Annotated in this window: 16 protein-coding genes; 2 read left to right on the top strand and 14 right to left on the bottom strand. The window is 72.1% G+C overall.

Translation table 11 applies throughout. From position 1 onward, the window contains the following. The 14 genes from AL2_RS35080 to AL2_RS35145 all read right to left on the bottom strand — a co-directional run. A partial coding sequence (locus AL2_RS35080; RefSeq protein WP_157438569.1) for a GTP-binding protein occupies window positions 1–638 on the bottom strand: 638 nt, incomplete at its 3' end. Further along, complete coding sequence (locus AL2_RS35085; protein ID WP_067641491.1) at window positions 619–1,053, bottom strand: DUF742 domain-containing protein; 435 nt, start codon at window positions 1,051–1,053, stop codon at window positions 619–621. The genes AL2_RS35085 and AL2_RS35080, both read right to left, overlap by 20 nt. 6 nt (window positions 1,054–1,059) lie before the next feature. After that, complete coding sequence (locus AL2_RS35090; protein WP_067641493.1) at window positions 1,060–1,479, bottom strand: roadblock/LC7 domain-containing protein; 420 nt, start codon at window positions 1,477–1,479, stop codon at window positions 1,060–1,062. After that, complete coding sequence (locus AL2_RS35095) at window positions 1,476–4,259, bottom strand: sensor histidine kinase (protein WP_067641494.1); 2,784 nt, start codon at window positions 4,257–4,259, stop codon at window positions 1,476–1,478. Before AL2_RS35095 ends, AL2_RS35090 begins: the two co-directional genes overlap by 4 nt. An 80-nt stretch (window positions 4,260–4,339) precedes the next feature. Continuing rightward, window positions 4,340–4,714 carry a hypothetical protein gene (locus AL2_RS35100; RefSeq protein WP_067641497.1) on the bottom strand — a complete coding sequence of 125 codons (375 nt, stop codon included), beginning with the start codon at window positions 4,712–4,714 and terminating at the stop codon, window positions 4,340–4,342. Window positions 4,715–4,756: 42 nt separating this feature from the next. Continuing rightward, entirely contained in the window at window positions 4,757–5,308 is a 552-nt protein-coding gene (locus AL2_RS35105; RefSeq protein WP_083947234.1) for an ATP-binding protein, read from the bottom strand. A 129-nt stretch (window positions 5,309–5,437) separates the two neighbouring features. Continuing rightward, complete coding sequence (locus AL2_RS35110) at window positions 5,438–6,019, bottom strand: PadR family transcriptional regulator (protein WP_067641499.1); 582 nt, start codon at window positions 6,017–6,019, stop codon at window positions 5,438–5,440. A 144-nt stretch (window positions 6,020–6,163) separates the two neighbouring features. Beyond that, entirely contained in the window at window positions 6,164–8,014 is a 1,851-nt protein-coding gene (locus AL2_RS35115) for a fatty acyl-AMP ligase (RefSeq protein WP_067641501.1), read from the bottom strand. A 6-nt stretch (window positions 8,015–8,020) separates the two neighbouring features. Further along, on the bottom strand, window positions 8,021–9,874 hold the full coding sequence (locus tag AL2_RS35120) for an acyl-CoA dehydrogenase family protein (RefSeq protein WP_083947235.1): 1,854 nt from the start codon (window positions 9,872–9,874) through the stop codon (window positions 8,021–8,023). Window positions 9,875–9,947: 73 nt separating this feature from the next. Then, window positions 9,948–10,457: a hypothetical protein gene (locus AL2_RS35125; RefSeq protein WP_067641503.1), complete on the bottom strand. Its 510-nt coding sequence runs from the start codon at window positions 10,455–10,457 to the stop codon at window positions 9,948–9,950. A 32-nt stretch (window positions 10,458–10,489) separates the two neighbouring features. Next, entirely contained in the window at window positions 10,490–11,362 is an 873-nt protein-coding gene (locus AL2_RS35130; RefSeq protein WP_067641505.1) for an SGNH/GDSL hydrolase family protein, read from the bottom strand. A 39-nt stretch (window positions 11,363–11,401) separates the two neighbouring features. Beyond that, complete coding sequence (locus tag AL2_RS35135; protein WP_067641507.1) at window positions 11,402–12,025, bottom strand: SGNH/GDSL hydrolase family protein; 624 nt, start codon at window positions 12,023–12,025, stop codon at window positions 11,402–11,404. Beyond that, the gene (locus AL2_RS35140) at window positions 12,025–12,282 is read right to left on the bottom strand and encodes an acyl carrier protein (RefSeq protein WP_083947236.1); all 258 of its coding nucleotides are present in this window, start codon (window positions 12,280–12,282) and stop codon (window positions 12,025–12,027) included. Before AL2_RS35140 ends, AL2_RS35135 begins: the two co-directional genes overlap by 1 nt. 453 nt (window positions 12,283–12,735) lie before the next feature. Continuing rightward, a complete protein-coding gene (locus AL2_RS35145; RefSeq protein WP_067641511.1) occupies window positions 12,736–13,785 on the bottom strand; it encodes a sulfotransferase family protein in 1,050 nt (349 codons plus the stop codon). A gap of 467 nt (window positions 13,786–14,252) precedes the next feature. Here AL2_RS35145 and AL2_RS35150 point away from each other — a divergent pair, with 467 nt between their 5' ends. Together AL2_RS35150 and AL2_RS35155 are read left to right on the top strand one after the other, a co-directional pair. Next, window positions 14,253–14,960: a hypothetical protein gene (locus tag AL2_RS35150; protein WP_067641513.1), complete on the top strand. Its 708-nt coding sequence runs from the start codon at window positions 14,253–14,255 to the stop codon at window positions 14,958–14,960. Window positions 14,961–14,995: 35 nt separating this feature from the next. Then, the gene (locus AL2_RS35155) at window positions 14,996–17,014 is read left to right on the top strand and encodes an SPFH domain-containing protein (RefSeq protein ID WP_067641515.1); all 2,019 of its coding nucleotides are present in this window, start codon (window positions 14,996–14,998) and stop codon (window positions 17,012–17,014) included. Window positions 17,015–17,029: the final 15 nt, after the last annotated feature.

Here is a 17,029-nt window from a genome sequence, read left to right on the forward strand (position 1 = left end):
CCGGCCCGGCGGGGGCTCGCCCCGCCGGCGAGCCGCAGCGCGTGCTCGACCAGCGACACGAGGACCTCCTTCGCCGACACCGTCCGCCGCGCGTCGCACAGCAGGACGGGGACGTGCGGGTCGATGTCGAGGGCCGTCCGGATCTCCGGCGGCTCGTAGCGGTCGGCGTCGTCGAAGCAGTTGACCGCGACGACGAACGGCGTGCCCTTGCGCTCGAAGTAGTCGATCGAGGCGAAGCTCGCCATCAGCCGCCGCGTGTCGGCCAGGACGACCGCGCCGAGCGCGCCGCGCGACAACTCGTTCCACATGAACCAGAACCGCTCCTGGCCGGGCGTCCCGAACAGGTAGATGGCGACGCCGTCGCGCAGCGTGATGCGGCCGAAGTCCATCGCCACCGTCGTGGTGGTCTTGGCGGCGACGCCGTCGAGGTCGTCGACGCCGACGCTCGCGTCGGTCAGCGCCTCCTCGGTGCGCAGGGGCCGGATCTCGCTGACCGCGCCGACCATGGTCGTCTTCCCGACGCCGAACCCGCCGGCGACGAGGATCTTCAGAGCGACGCGGGGCCCGTCGTCCCGGTCGTCGGCGTCCTCGGCGGCAGGCGGGGTCTCGGCGTCGGTTCTAGAGCGCGCGGAGTTCATCGAGCACCATCCTGAGCAGGTTCTGGTCGGTATGCGGCTGGATCATGGTCGGCTGCCCGGTCGGCGAGGCCGGCGTGGACCACCGCTGGACGTCCACGAGGCCCGACTCGATCAGGTCGCCGGCCAGCACCCGGATCACGCCGAGCGGCAGGCTCAGGTCCGAGGCGAGGTCGGCGAGGGCGTGCGGGCGGCGGCACAGTGCGAGCAGCCGCCGCTGGTGGCGCGACAGCCGGCCCGGCTCGGCCGGCGGCCGCCCGGTCGCGACGAGGATCGCCACGATGTCGAGCGGCTTGCCGGCCGGCCGGGTCCGGCCGCGCGTCACCGCGTAGGGACGGACGATCGGCCCGGCGGCGGCGTCGAGCCAGCGTTCCCTGCCCGGACCCCGGGGAGCACCGGGCACGTCACTGGGGTCCATGGCGGGTCACCTGGGTCCGGGTCCGGCGGCGCTCTGCCTGACTCCGGTGGACAGCTGCCTTCCGACGCGCTTGACCAGCATCGTCATCTCGTAGGCGACGAGGCCCGCGTTGGCGCCGACCTCGCTGAGCAGCGCGAGGCAGCTGTTCGCCCCGGCCGGCACGACGAAGAACAGGCCCTTGTCCATCTCGATGAGCGTCTGCCGGATCTCGCCGGACTCCAGCTGCGGCTTCGCGCCGATCGCCAGGCTGTGGAACCCGGCGGCGAGGGCCGCGAGGTACTCGCCGTCCTCGCGGCCGACGCCGCGCGACTTGCCCATCACGAGCCCGTCCCGGGACAGCACGACCACCTTGCGGATCTGCGGAACCCGGTCGACGAGATCGTCGAGGAGAAAGTTCAGCTCGGCCGCGACTCCCTGCTGGATCATGATCTTCCCTCCATGCCGTCGGCCGGTCCTTCGTCCTCGTCCCTGCCCCGCAGCCAGCCGGCCTGCAGGGAGGCGAACAGGTCACGGGACGCCTCCGCCGAGCGCTCCTCCCAGGCCGCGACCGCGTCCTCGGGCGGCGTCGCCGGCGGTTCGCCGAAACCGTCCGAGTCGCGCAGCTGGGGCGCCAGGTTGCCGCCGCGCACCCGGCGCGGCAGCGGGGCGCGGCCGCCGTTGCCCGCACGGGTCTGCGTCTCCCCGAACGAGGCGGGCGCCTCGTAGCGGCCCGTCTCGGCGTAGGAATCGTGGCCGTAGGCGGGGATGCGCGGGCCCGCGGCCTGGAACGGCCGCGTCGCGTCGAACGCGGGCGGCGGTCCGGGCCGGCCCTCGTACGACGGTGGAGCCTCGTACGGCGGCGGGGCTTCGTACGACGGCGGGGCTTCGTACGGCGGCGGGGCCCCGTACGACGGTGGGGTGCCGTACGACGTCGGGGTCTCTGTTCCGTCGTACGCGTTGAACCCCACCGTCGCGTCGAACTCCGGCCGATCCACCAGGGCGGCCGGCGTGTCGGGCGCCGCGGCCTCGAAAGAGGGCGCGGTGTCGTAGGTCGGCGCGGGGTCGTAGGCGGTGTCGAACGGCGTTTCCGGGGCGGGCGCCCCGTCGTGAGCGGGTGCGTCCTGGACGGTGTCGTACACCGGCGCGTTCAGCATCGCGGTCGACGACGGCGCCGACGGCGAGGGCCACTGCCGCGCCGAGCCGTTCGCCGGGGCGTGCCCGTTCTGCTCGTTCTGCCGGACAGGCCCCGCGACGGGCACGTCGCCGTCGGGCGACGCCTCGTCCTCGGGCTGCTCGACGTCCACGATCAGCTCGCGCGGGATCAGCACGACGGCGCTGACGCCCCCGTACAGCGACGGCTGCAGGGCGACCCGGATGCCGTGCCGCCCGGCGAGCCGGGCGACGACGAACAGGCCGAGCCGGTCGGTGACGGCCAGGTCGAACTCCGGTGGCCGCGACAGCCGCAGGTTCAGGGCGTCCAGCTCGGACTGGTCGAGCCCGATGCCGCGGTCGATGACGTCGACGGCGAACCCGTTGGCGCCCATCTCGCCGCGGACCAGCACCTCGGTCGGCGCGGGCGAGAACACGGTGGCGTTCTCGATCAGCTCGGCGAGCAGGTGGATGATGTCGGCGACGGCCTCGCCGATCAGCGCGGCCTGCCCGGTCACGACGACGACCTCGACGCGCGTGTAGTCCTCGACCTCGGCGACGGCGGCGCGCAGCACGTCCTCGACGTGCACCGGCCGGCTCCAGCCCCGGCCCGGCGACGTCCCGGACAGGATGACCAGGCCCTCGGCGTGCCGGCGCATGCGGGTGGTGAGGTGGTCGAGCCGGAACAGGTCCTCCAGGGCCTTCGGGTCGGACGCGCCGCGCTCCATCTCGTCCAGCATGCGGAGCTGGCGGTGCAGCAGCGACTGGCTGCGCCAGGCCACGTTGAGGAACACGCGGCTGATGCCCTGCCGCAGGTACGACTCGCGGACGGCGGTCTCGATCGCGGTGTGCTGCACCTTCGTGAAGGCGTCGCCGACCCGCGCCACCTCCCTGCTCTTGCCGATGACGAGCGGCGGCGCCTCGGCGTCCACGTCGACCTCCTCGCCGCGCCGGAGCCGGGCGACGACACCGGGCAGCCGGTCCTCGGCGAGGTTCAGCGCGGCGCGCTGCAACCCGCGCAGCTCGCGGGACAGGCTGCGGGCCGCGAGCAGCGACAGCACGATCGACGCGATGACCGCGAGCAGCCCGAACCCGCCGGCGAGGACGAGCCGCAGGACGATCCGCTCGCCGATCGGCTTGGCCATCTCGTTGAGCGCGAGGCTCGCCTGCTGGACCTTCTGCCCCCACGCCTGCGACAGCAGCTGGGTGGTGGCCTGCCAGTCGGCGGCCTCGGGCGGCAGCCGGTCGCCGCGCGCGTTCACGATCGCGGTCTCGGCGGCGCGGTACCGCTGGAACTGCTCGGACCCGGCGAGCTGCCGCAGCGGCCCGCGGATCTGGTCGTTGAGGTCGGCGAGCCCGGCCTCGAACTCCTGCCGGCCCTCCGCCGCCCACTGGACGAACGCGGTGTGCTCGGCCGGGGTGAGCCGCCCGTTGCGCGCCATCGCGGCGGTGACGAGGGAGTCCTCCCGCAGCATGTAGGCGCGGGCGTTGCCGATGCCGATCAGCGCGCGGCCCTGGGTGAGGATCGCGACGTCGTTGACCGACACGAGGCCGTCGAACACCTTGATGACCTGGTCGAGCATCGTGCTGTAGGAGTTGATGACGTCCAGCGGCGCCGGCTGGCCGGAGTCGACCCTGCCGCGCAGCTGCGGCAGCCGGTCGAGGGCCTTGACCGCCTCGGCGAGGCGCTTCTTCGTCTCCGGCTGCGCCGCGTCCTGCGCCTCGGGCGACAGCGCGGTGGCGCGGAACGACTTCTCGACGGCGCTGACGCGGGCGCGCTGCACGCCGAGCTTCTTCGCGGCCTCGGCGTCCCGCGTGGCCAGCGCCACGACGCTGAGGGAACGTTCCGCCTGGAGCTGGTTCACCAGGTAGATGCCGGGCAGGCCCACCTTCTCGTACGTCGTCGAGAAGTCGTACTTGTCGAACGCGTCGCCGAGCGTGATGTTCGCGGCGAACGCCCACAGGGTGATGAGGGACACCAGCGGCACCAGCAGCAGCGCGGTGATCCGCAGGCGGATGGGACGTCTCCGCCGGGCCTTGCCGCCGGGGACGTCGTCGCGGGGTGTCTTCGAGGCCATCAGATCACAACCTCATGCCGAGGGCGGGCCGGGATCGCGGCCCGTGTCGTGGGGGGATGCGGGGGTGTGGTTCTCGTGTTCTAGGGGCGCACCTCGTCCAGCGCGGCGCGGGCGACCAGGCCGCGCAGCCTGCCGGAGATCATGGCGACGGCCTGCGCGTGGCCGCGCGCGGCCTTCTCCCGCGAGGTGTACTGGCCGATGTCGGCGTGCATCGCGTGGTCGGACACGATGGTCTGCCACAGCAGCGGACGTCCGTTCGCCGCGATGCCGAGGTCGACCACGGTGAACCAGGTCGAGACGACCACGACGACGGCGCCGACGCGGATGACGTCCTGCGCGAGCAGGCGTCCACGCACGTCCAGCAGCAGCCGCTGGGCCTCCTCGGCCGTGGCGGGTCTGCCGTCCGCCCGGTAGTAGCCGGCGGACGGGTGGTCAGCGGGCGCGTATTCGGGCATGGCACTTCCATTCGCCGAACCGGGGGTCTGCGAACGGGGTGCTCAGTGACCGGGATGCTCGTCCCGCGGCCAGGCGCGCACTTCGCACCAGACCGACTTGCCGGCCGGGGTGTGGTCGGTGCCGTGCCGGTCCGCCATGACCGCGACGAGGAACCAGCCCCGTCCCGTCTCCTCCATGAGGTCGACCTGGCGCGGCCGGGGGATGCCGGCGCCCTGGTCGTGGACCTCGATGCGGAGCCGGGTGCCGGCGCGCAGCAGCCGCAGGCACAGCGCGGCGCCGGGCGCCGTCGCGTGCCGGACGGCGTTGGTCACCAGCTCGGAGACCAGGACCTCGGCGTCGTCGCGGACGTGCGCGGCGCCGGAGGCGACGGTGACGGACCGGCTGAACCCCCGCGCCCGGGGCACCGAGGCCCGTTCGGCGGGCAGTGTCAGCTCGCCCAGCAGCAGCGGTGGCGGCTCGTCGATCGTCGGCAGTCCGTGCGGCGCGGCGGCCCTCCCGTTGGGAAGTCCGTCGGCGGGCAGTGCGTCGGTGGGCAGTGCGGCGTTGGGGAGTGGGCTGCTAGGGAGTTCGATGGTGTGGTGTTCGCCCGACATAGTGAACGCCTCCTTGACTAAGGCGTGTCGCCCGGGTCCGGCCCGGCCGGGGTGCGAGGCTCGGGTGGGCGTGGGGGGTCGGCGCGGATGGCGCCGTGTTCGAGGGGGGCGCGGGCCGCATGATGGCCGTCATGACGCCTCGCCCTCCTCGGCCTGGGTGCCCGTCCGGCTGCGCAGCAGCCGGGCGGTGCTGGTGAACCACTCGTAGTTCTCCTGCTCGAAGCGGCGGCCCCGCAGGCAGGTGAGGTACGGGCCGAGCGGGGACCCGGTCCGCAGGAACGTCTCCTCGTCCAGGTCGCCGCGCAGGTGCTTCAGGGTGTGCTCGAAGACCTCGACCTTGGCGGCGGCCGCGACCGCCCGGTCCTCGAGCTGGGCGATGACGGAGTCGGCGGAGATGTGGTCCACGGCCTGGACCATCACGAGCAGGTTCTCCCGGATGATCCCGGGTTTGGCGGGGGTGACGGCGAACCGCTCCAGCGCCTCGACGCCGGCCGGGGTGACCGTGTACACCCGCTTGTTGGGACGATCGTGCTGGATGATCTGCCGTCCGCGGATCAGGCCCTCCGTCTCCAACCTCGACAGCTCCGAGTAGAGCTGCTGCGGTACGGCATGCCAGAAGTTGGAGACCGACAAATCGAAGATCTTGGCCAGCTGGTAGCCGCTGTACTCGCCATCGAGCAGCGCCGCCAGCACCGCGTGACGTAGCGCCATCGGCCTTCTCTCCCCGCCTTGACTCAGGGTTGCGACCGACGTTAGCAGACAAAGACATGATTAGTCATGCTTTTGACTAGGATTGGTAAGCGCGAATTTTTCGATCTTCGAAATTGCAGGTCGCGAGGGTCATGGGCGCGCCGTTCACGCGATCACCCGCCGGAGGCCGGAGACGCCCGGTTCGAGATCATCGGCGAGTGCGGTGATCTCTCCGGAGAGGAACGCCGCGCGGGTCAGCCGGCGCTGCATCTTCCCGCTCGTCGTGCGCCGCACGGTGCCGCGCGCGGCGAGCACGACGCTCACCGCGGGCAGCTCGAACGCCCGTGCCACCCGGGCCTTGATGAGGGACGCCAGGTCGTCCAGAGGCGTCCCCGCGGCCGCCCGGGTGCTGATCTCCTGGACGATGACGACGTGTTCCCGGCCGCCGTCCAGGCCCCGGCCGGCGTCATCGCCGACATCGGCGTCGATGGCTCCGTCGATGGCGAACGCGGCGCCGATCAGCGCCGCCGGATGGGCCGCCCGCGCCGCCTCCTCTATGTCGTGGGCGTGGATATTGCGGCCGTTGACGATGATCAGGTCCTTGATCCTTCCGGTGACGAACAGTTCGCCTTCGGCGATGAATCCAAGATCACCGGTACGCAGATATGGGCCCTCATCCGCGGCGGTGCGGGCGGAAAAAGTCGAGCGGCTTTCCTCGGGGCTGCCCCAATAGCCTCTGGCGACGCTTCCGCCCCGGACCCATATCTCGCCGACGCGGCCCTGCGGGCGTTCGGCGCGCGTCTCCGGGTCGACGATCCGCACGTCCAGCGAGACGGGCCGCCCGCTGCTCACGAGCCGCCGCGTGGCGCCGGGGCCCCTGCCGTTCGGGCCGGTGCCGTTCGGGCCGGTGCCGTTCGGGCCGGTGCCGTTCGGGCCGGTGCGCGGCACGGCCGTGTCCCTGGTGAGTGCGTCGGCGTCGAAGTCGCGGACCACCGGCCCGCCGCCCATGGGCGCGCCCGTGATGAGCAGCGTCGTCTCCGCCATCCCGTAGCAGGGCATCCACATCTCGGGCCGGAACCCGACCGGGCGGAACCGCTCGGCCAAGGCCTCCAGCGTCGCCGCCCGGACGGGTTCGGCGCCGTTCTTGGCGACCGTCAGCGACGACAGGTCCAAGCCGTCCAGCTGACTGTCGGTGACGCGGCGCAGGGCCAGCTCGTACCCGAAGTTCGGCGCGACGGTGATCGTACCCCGGTACCGGGTGATCAGCTCCAGCCACAGCGCGGGACGCTTGATGAACGTGATCGGCGAGGTGAACACGTACCGGCAGCCCAGGTAGAGCGGCTGGAGGAACTGGCCGACCAGGCCCATGTCGTGGTAGTGCGGCACCCAGCCGACGCCGACGGTGTCCGGCGATCCCTCGATGCGGCGCTTGATCTCCTCGCCGTTGCAGAGCAGGTTGCCGTGGCAGACCATCACGCCCTTCGGGTCGCTGGTCGAGCCCGACGTGTACTGCAGGAAGGCGAGCGTGTCGGGGCCGAACTCCGGTGGCGTCCAGTCGCCGGGGTCGGCGTCCTTGGTCGCCTGGGTGTCCAGGCAGTGGACGCGGTTCCGCAGACCGGCCGCCCGCAGCCACGCGTCGAGCGTGGCCCGGTGGGCGGTGTCGGTGAGGATCAGCGCGATGTCCGCGTCCTCGATGATGCGGCGGGTGCGGCCGAACCGCCCCGCGTCCAGGTCGGGCAGCGGCGCGGGAACGGCGATGACCCGCGCGTACAGGCACGCCACGAACGCCGTGATGAACTCCAGGCCCTCCGGATACAGCAGGAGGACGGCCCTGTCGCGGAGCCCGCGCGCCTCCAGGCGGCAGGCCAGCGCGCGGGCCTTGCGGTCGAGTTCGGCGAACCCGAGCACGTTCTCCTTGTACTTGCGTCCCGGCTCTTCACTGATGAACGTGAACGAGCGGTCGTCACCGTACGTCTGGACGTTGTCCCGGACGAGCGACACGAAATCCGTGTACACGGGGTATCACTCGTCCTCGGCCAGTGAGAGCAGGGTGAACCAGCGCTCTTCGTCGAAGCTGCGGAACATCGCGTCTTCCAGCGACGGGAGGAAATCCTCCGACAGGGCCGCGTCGGGCTGTGCGCGCTGGAGCAGCCGTTGCAGGCACAGGACGAGCCACTGGCCGTCCGCGAACCGCCCGCCGAACGCGTGCCGGTTGTGCAGCCACGTCAGCATGCAGGACACCATCGCGTGCAGCTCGCAGTAGCGCTTGGCGCGGGCGAGCGCCGCCACCGACGACGTGTCGCCCTCGGAGGCCCTGATGCCCTCGTCCACCTTGGCGCGCAGGCCGCCGATGCTGGACACGAGGTCCTTCAACTCGGCGGCGACCCCGGGCGCCGCGTGCGCGTTGGCCGCCGCCAGCACCTCCTCGGAGATCTGCTCGAACCGCTGCCCGACCTCGTCGCGCCCCTCGTTGGTGAGCTGCAGCAGCCGGCCGTCCGGCTCCCACGGGGGCGGGGTCCGCGTCCAGCAGAACAGGTCGGCGAGCAGCTCGTCCTCGCGTCCCGTCTCCTCCGGCGGGTCGACCAGGTACGGGAGCTGGCCGGCGACGTTCGCGAGGTTCACGTGCGTGGTGCCCTCGAAGATGCTCGCGATCGCGTGGTCGCGCTGCAGCTTCTGGAACACGCCGTGCGCGACGCCCTCGCGCAGGTAGCCGCGCGCGGCGAGGACGGTCCCGATGCTCGCCACGACCTCCTCCCCCAGCACGGGGACGAAGTACTTCGCGATCGACGACCACAGGCTGAGCCGCCCCGGCGCGACCGTCAGGCAGCGCGTCACCGGGATCGCGACGCACTCGGCGATCAGCAGGTCCAGGTGGGCCTTCAGCAGATGGTCGCGGATGACGGGGATCTTGTAGATGTCCGAGCCGTACAGGGTGCGCTGCCGCGCGTACTCCATCCCGATGCGCACGACCGCGTCGATCGTCCCGACCGACAGGGCCGCGATCGCGGTCCGGGTGATCTGCAGGGTCTTCAGCGTCTGGACGAGCCCGGAGCCGCGCCGCCCGATCACCCGCTCGGCCGGGACGCGCGCCCCGGAGAACGCGACGCCGGACAGGTCGTGGCCGCGCAGCCCGACCGTCCGGACGGGGGGCAGCGTCGACCAGGCGGCCGGGTCGAGCTCCCGCTTGTCGACCAGGATGAGGGAGAAGTCACGCGGGCCGGTCTTGGCATAGGTGGTCACGAACCGCCCGCGGGTGGCGTTGCCGACCGGCCACTTCACGCCCGTCAGCACCAGCTCGTCGCCCTGCAGGTCGGCCTCCGACTCCGACGCCATGACGTCGCTGCCGTGGTCGGCCTCCGAGACGCCGAAGCAGGCCAGATCGCCCCGCAGCACCCCGTCGGCGACCGTCCTGCGCTGCCAGTCGTCGCCCCACAGCCACACCGGGTTCACCGCCAGCAGCCCCGACCCGTACATCACCGCCACCGTGACGCTGCGGCGCGAGATGCCGCGCGTCACGAAGAACAGCTCCTCCAGGGTGGACAGCCGCCCGCCGAGCGGGCACGGCACCAGGTACTTCGGAAAGCCCCACGCCCGGACGGCGTCCACCGCGCCCGGCGGAAGCTCGTCGCGCTCCTCGGCCTCCACGATCGCCTTGTAGGAGAACGGCCCGGCCTCGTCGTCCATCGGATCGCCGAGGTACCCGTCCAGGTCGGCGGCGATCCGGTGCGCCGGAGACAATCCCGCGAGCACCCGGCGCGCGGGCGGCGGGCTCGCGGGCGCGGGATCCGGGGGCGCCGGATCGGCGAGCGCGGGATCGGTGAGCGTCGGTGCCGCGAGTGCGGGGTTCGCGGGGCGTGCGGGGACCTTACTGTCCATCTTTCCTTCCACTCCCTTTTCCTGGGTCGGCTCCCAATGGCTGCGCCGTCCGGCCGCGCCCTGTGAGCGCGCCCTATGACCGCGTCGTGCCGGACGGGCCCCCCGCCCCCTCCGCTCCCCCCGGGTCGTCCCTGTCCTCTGCGTTCTCCTCTGCGTCGTTCGCCGCGGCGCCGTCCGCGCCCGCCGCCGCGGCGTCCTCCATCCGGCGGCCGACCGCGCGGGCGAGCGTCATCGCCGCGGGCAGCGGGCGGACCATGACCGTCAGGCCCGTGACGAGCCCGGTGCCACCGAAGCTGAGCAGGTCCAGCCCCTGGACGGCCTTGCCCAGCACCCGCGCCTCGAAGATCAGCGCCTGGGTGGGCGGGCCGGCCCCGTTCGGGACGCGGCTCACCAGGTCCTCGGTGTAGCGGAACTCCTCGAACACCTCGAACAGCACCGCGAGCAGCCTGGTGACGGTGTCGCGGCCGAGGTAGGGCTTCACCATCACGGGGCTGCGGAACTCGATGCCCGGGTCGAGGACGCGGGTGACGGCGGCGAGGTCCCCGGCCTCCACCGCCGATCGGAACGTTCCGGGAACGGTCATCGGAGCTGCTCCCTTCGCTTGCCTGCGACGTGTCAGTTCTTCCGTGGCGGAGCGGTGCCGGCGGGCGGCGTGCTCGTGCTCTCGGCGGGCGGTGGATCGGGGTCGGGCGGGACGGCGGGCGGGACGGCGGGCGGGACGGCGGGCGGGACGGCGGGCGGGGCCGCGGCGCGGGCGAGGTCGCGCGCCCAGGCCCGGTAGCCGTCGGGCGACGGGTGGAAGCCGTCGGAGGCGAACAGCCCGCGGTCGCGCGCCATCGCCTCGTCCATGGGAGCGTGGACCGCCCCGCCCGCCCGCGCCGCCTCCCGCATGATCCGGTCCATGGCCCGCGCGCGGGCGCCGAGCACGTACCGGAGCGGCTGCGGGAACGCGGGGAACCGGTGCACCGGCGGCATGCCCGCCAGCAGCACCGTCGCGTCCGCGAACCGGCCGCGCAGCACGCCGACCAGCTCGGTCATGTCGGCCGCCCAGCGGCGCAGGGGGCGCCGCCGGATCAGGTCGTTGATCCCCGCGGTGACGACCACGAGGTCCGGTGCGGAGCCGTTGGCCGGCGGGATGAGGCCCCCGGTGATGCGGCGGGCCGTCGCCCCGTTCTCACCGGAGACCGACCACGCCACGCTGCGCCGCAGGCGCTCGCCCAGCGCTTCGGCGAGGAAGCCCGGCAGCGCCTCGGCGTGCCGGGACGCCCCGACGCCGACCGCGGTGGACTCGCCGATCACGACGACGCGGAACGCGGGCCGACCGGTACCGGGGTTCGCGCCCTGGACGAAGCCGTGCTCGGCCCCGCCGGCGGGGTCGAGCCGCGGTGTCCGGCGCACCGTCCGCCAGGCCTGGACGGCCAGCACGGGAGCCAGCGGAATCAGCATCACCGACTGGGGGACGCGGGCGAACGCGAATGGTCTGTTCATCTGTTTCCCACACTGCTGGATCGGCCCCCGAGGCTCAGCTCAGCCCACCCGCTCACCGAGCAGGCTGCCCGCTATCTCCGCGATCACCTCCGCCACATATGCGTGCCCTTCCGGGTTCAGGTGGATTCCGTCGGAACTCCACATCGAGGGGTCAGCGACTTTCGCAACCGATTCACGTTCCGGGAACGCCATTCCGAAGTCGCGGGAGACGCGGTCGAGCTCCTCGTTGAAGTCATGGATGCGCTGGACGGTCCGTTTCTTGCGGAACTGCGAGATCGGGGACAGGTCGAGCAGCGGCGGCCGCGGCACCGGGATCGCCAGCACCACCGCGCCGCGCCCGCGGGCCCAGCCGAACAGCTCGTCCAGCCGCCGCGCCGCGGCCGGCCGCTCGAAGCCGCGCAGCGCGTCGTTCATGCCGCAGCCGAGCACCACGAGGGCCGGCCGCAGGTGCCGGACGGCCGGCAGCTGGTCGCTGACCACGTCCTCGATCGTCGCGCCCGGGTCGGACGTGTTCAGCATCGATTCACGGGGAAAGCCCAGGTTGGCGGCCAGCCGCCCGGCCCAGCCGAGCCACCCGCCGGCGGGGTCCGGGTCGTCCTGCCCCTCGGCCACGCTGTCGCCGAGGACCACCATCAGGGGCCCGTTCTCGGGCCGGCCGCCCATCACGCGACGAGTTCGAGCAGGTAGTCGGTGAGCGCGGTCACGGTCTCGCGGCGCCGGGCCTCGGCCACGTCGACCTCGACCTGGAGGTGGTCCTCGATGTCGCTGATGATGCTGATCGCGTAGACGGAGTCGACCCCGTAGCGGGCGAGTTCGACGGATGGATCGATGTTTTCCGGGGGCCTGTCGAGGTAGAAGGCGATCCTGTCAAGAAGCCACGTTTGCAGCTCGCCGTGGGAAATTGTTTCCGATGTGGTCACCGCACTCCTCCTTATGTCAGAGGATCGTCGAATCAATCGCGATAGCTATCGGGTGACGAGCAACACGCAAGATACAACCAAAAAGCATGATGTGTCTCAGATCGATGGGTGAACGATCGGACACGGCCATGTCTCTGTTTCGTAAATTAAGTCAGCTCGGCGGTAAAACGGCGCTTGGGTTACCGGCTGGTAACCCTGCCGATATGGGGCCCAGCCGACCATGATCGGAAAACGCTGTCCCCGTCCGTCCCAGCGGTCCGGTTCTCCCCCGCGCGGCGCACCACGGCACGCCACCTGCGCCGTTCCCCAGCAGGCCCGCGGCGGCGGGGCGCCGGCCGGGCGCGGCGCGCCCGGCACGTTCCATGAGAATTTCGGACAACCGCCCAGAGTCCACCAACGCGGGCCGGTCCCGGACTTCTTGCCCTGGGGACAGAGTCACCTGTCCCTTCCGTGTCAGTCCTCAGACCGTCCGGTCAGAGGCACCGGACCGGTCAGCCGCGACGCGACGGGGTTGGGCTCCCGCGACTCCGCGAACCGGTCCAGCACCGCCTGCGCGTGCCGCGACCGCCAGCGGTGCGCCGCGAGCCGGTGGAACCTCGCGAGCGGCGCCGCGGCGGGACGCGGCACGCCGGCCAGTTCGTAACCGTGGTGACGCAGCCGGCCGGCGAGGACGTGCTCGACCAGGTCGGCCTCCCCGTCCGCCATGCGCTCCCGCCACGCGCCCACGTTGCGGGTGTTGGGCGCCTCATGGGTGCGCAGATGCCACCTGCGCTCGGACGGCACCGTCCGCCGGGCGTGCCGGTACGCCTCGGTCATCCCGGCGTCGTACTCCTCGCCGAGGAACGCGCACAGCTTCGCCAGCTCCTCCTCCGGCTCCGCGACGAGGTCCTCGTAGCGGAACTCGTAGAAGGTCTCCGGGCCGAGGCGGGCGCCGAGGCGCCGGCCGGTGTCGACGGCCTCCCGCCAGGTCAGCGCGGCGGCCTGGAGGTCGCCCTCGAACCACGGCATCCGCGTCAGCGAGCTGACCGCGTCCCGGCCGTCCCGGACGAGGTGGACGAACTGCGCGTCCGGGAACATCCGCTGGAGCATCGGCACCCGCCGGAAGTAGCTCGGCCGCTTGTCGCCCCACCGCGGCTTGCCGTGCGCCCGCGCGTAGCGGCGGAAGACGGCCGCCACCGCCGACCCGAGCGTCGGCGGCCCGTGCACGATCTCCTCGACCACCTCGGCGGCGTCCAGCCCGAGGACCCCGAACTTGGTGCCGGGCCCGCCGGTGATCCATTCGGCGAGCGCCCGCCGGTTCTCCTCCCGCTCCAGGTCGCCGAAGCCGTGCCGGGTCTCGTAGGAGACGTGCACGAACCGCGTCTCGGACGGGAACGCGATGCGCCGGTGCGAGTGCAGCATCTGCTGGAGCAGCGTCGTCCCGGAGCGCGGGCAGCCGAGGACGAAGATCGGCCGGCAGGACTCCGTCGTCCCGGCGGGCGAGGCGGTGGCGGGCTGGGTCATGGCGGGCGACGGTAGTGACCGCTCCTGAGCCGGACCTCCAGCGAACCTCAACGCAACCTGAACGTCCGCGCGGGGCGCCGGACAGATCATCGCTTTCGCGGTGAATGGCGAGGTCAAACGACCCGTACCAGTCGATCCGCCGCTTAAAGACTTCCCTCCGGGCGAGAAATAAGCTAAAGTAACTACTGGTGTGCCGGGAAGCCTGGTCGGCGAGACAGGATATGTCTCCGACCAGAAGGGTTCGCAGATGACCCCCCGGCACTTTCTCATTGCGCCGGCTCCGCCGCGCCGAGCCCGCCCCCAGGACGCCAGGCCCTGTGACCTGAGCTGCATCACCTGGGCGCACGCCTTCCCAGATAGCTGAGCACGACCCCCTTCCTCTCTCAGCGAATCCATTCGCATTACCGGGACGCCGTTTCGGCCGCCCGGACGGTCAATGACGTCTCGATGCGGGAGCGTGCACTTCCATGGGCGAATTCCTCGACGCCGCGTTCGGTTTTCCCACTGCTCTTTTCAGCTTCTCCCTCCTGGTCGTCGCCGGGTACTGGACGCTCGTCCTGCTCGGCGGCCTGGGCGTCGACCTCCTCGGCGCCGGCACCGATGCCGACACGGGGGCCGGTGCCGGCGCCGGGGACGGCGGCGACGCCGGCGGCGGGGACGGGCTGGTCGCCGAGCGACTCGCGATACTCGGCCTCGGCGGCGTCCCCGCCACGGTCGTCCTCTCCCTGCTGATCGCGGTCGCGTGGTTCGTGAGCCTCTCGGTCGCGGCGGCGCCCGGCGGCGGCGTCCTGCGGTTCCTCGCCCTGCCGGCGGCGGCGGCCGCGGCCTGGCTCGTCACGCGGCTCGCGGTGCTGCCGCTGCGCCGCGTCTTCCAGGACCCGGTCGCGGCGTCGCTGCGCGACTTCGTCGGGCTGCCGTGCGTCATCCGCACGGGACGGGTGGGCCCCGGCTTCGGCCAGGCGGAGGTCACCGCCCCCGACGGCTCGTCCGCGATCGTCCAGGTCCGGCAGCCCCCGGCGGACGTTCCGGTGGCCGGCTCCGCGGCCGGTGGCACGGGCCTGACCGCCGGCAGCACCGCACTGATCTTCGACTTCGATCCGGACGGCCAGTTCTTCTGGGTCATGCCGCACGACACGGCGTCCGACCTGGCCGGCGGGCCCCGTCCGGTCCTGTGACCCGCGCCCTCATCCCCCAGCAGACAGGGATACCCATGGACACCATCACGATAGGAGCCGGTGTGCTCCTCGCGCTCGCCCTGCTCATCGCCCTCGGCCTCGTGCTGATGGTGAGCCGGTTGTTCCGCAAGGTCGACCAGGGCCGCGCACTGATCATCTCCAAGCTCAAGAAGGTCGACGTCACCTTCACCGGCGCGATCGTCCTGCCGGTCCTGCACAAGGCCGAGCTGATGGACATCTCGGTCAAGACGATCGAGATCGAGCGGACCGGCCGGGACGGGCTGATCTGCAAGGACAACATCCGCGCCGACATCCGCATCACGTTCTTCGTCCGCGTCAACAAGACGGCCGAGGACGTCGTGAAGGTGGCGCAGGCGATCGGCACGGAACGCGCCAGCAGCCAGGACACGCTGCAGGAGCTGTTCGCCGCCAAGTTCTCCGAGGCGCTGAAGACCGTCGGCAAGCACCTCGACTTCGCCGATCTCTACACCCGCCGCAACGAGTTCCGCGACCACATCATCCAGGTGATCGGCACGGACCTGAACGGCTACAGCCTGGAGGACGCGGCGATCGACTACCTGGAGCAGACGTCGCTGCTCTCCCTCGACAAGACCAACATCCTGGACGCCCAGGGCATCCGCAAGATCACCGAGCTGACCGCGATCGAGCACGTCCGCACCAACGAGTACACCCGCAACGAGGAGAAGGAGATCACCCGCCAGAACGTGGAGGCGCGCGAGGCGATCCTGGAGCTGGAGCGCCGGCAGGCCGACGCCGAGCTCCGCCAGGAGCGCGAGATCGAGACCGTCCGGGCCCGCGAGGAGGCGGAGACCGAGCGGGTCAAGGCCGAGGAGCGGCTGCGGGCGCAGACCGCGCACATCCGCACCGACGAGCAGCTCGGCGTGCAGCACGAGAACAAGGACCGCGAGGTCTCCGTCGCCGCGAAGAACAAGGAGCGCGTCCTCGCGATCGAGAGCGAGCGCATCGAGAAGGACCGCCTCCTCGAAGTGATCGCCCGCGAGCGGGAGACCGAGCTGACCCGGATCTCCGCCGACAAGGAGGTCGAGGCCGAGAAGCGGGAGATCGCGAACGTCGTCCGGGAGCGGATCGCGGTCGAGCGGACGGTGGCCGAGCAGGAGGAGGCCATCAAGCGGCTCCGCACCGTCGAGGAGGCCGAGCGCGCCCGCCAGTCGGTGATCATCCACGCGGAGGCCGAGGCGCAGGAGAACCTGGTCAAGGACATCAAGGCCGCCGAGGCCGCCGAGGCCGCCGCGCAGCACCGCGCCCGCGAGGAGCTGACGATGGCGCAGGCCCGGCGGCAGGCCGCCGAGCTGGACGCGGAGGCCAAGTCCCGGCTGGCCGAGGGGCTGCGCGCCGAGACCGCCGCGCCCGGCCTCGCCGAGGTCGAGGTCCGCGAGCGCGGCGCCGAGGCCATCGAGAAGGTCGGCCGCGCCGAGGCCGCCGCCGCGCAGGAGATGGCGATGGCGGAGGCCGCCCGGATCCGGGAGAGCCTGCGCGCCGAGGCGGAGGGCCTGCACGAGAAGGCCGGGGCGATGGCGGCCCTGGACGAGGCATCCCGCCAGCACGAGGAGTACCGGCTGCGGCTGGAGGCGGAGAAGGACGTCCGCCTCGCCGGCATCGACGTGCAGCGCCAGGTCGCCGAGGCGCAGGCCGCCGTCCTCGCGGCCGGTCTGGAGAACGCGGACATCGACATCGTCGGCGGCGACTCCGTCTTCTTCGACCGCCTGGCCGGCTCGATCGGGCTGGGCAAGAGCGTGGACGGCTTCGTCCAGAACTCCGAGGTCGTGCGGTCGCTCGCCGGCCCGTGGCTGGACGGGACGTCGTCGTTCACCGGCGACGTGTCCCGGCTGCTCGGCTCGATCGACACCGGCGGCGTCCGCGACCTGACCCTGTCCGCGCTGCTGCTGCGGCTGATCAAGTCCGGCGGCCCGGAGGCGGCGGGCCTCCAGGACCTGCTGGACACCGCCCGCCGCCTCGGCGTCGCCGACGCGCCGCTGCCGGAGATCAACGGAACCGCGGTGGCCGCCGGCTGATCGAAGACGTGCGGC

The sequence above is a fragment of the Actinomadura latina NBRC 106108 genome, assembly GCF_001552195.1.
In the GTDB taxonomy this organism is placed as follows: domain Bacteria; phylum Actinomycetota; class Actinomycetes; order Streptosporangiales; family Streptosporangiaceae; genus Spirillospora; species Spirillospora latina.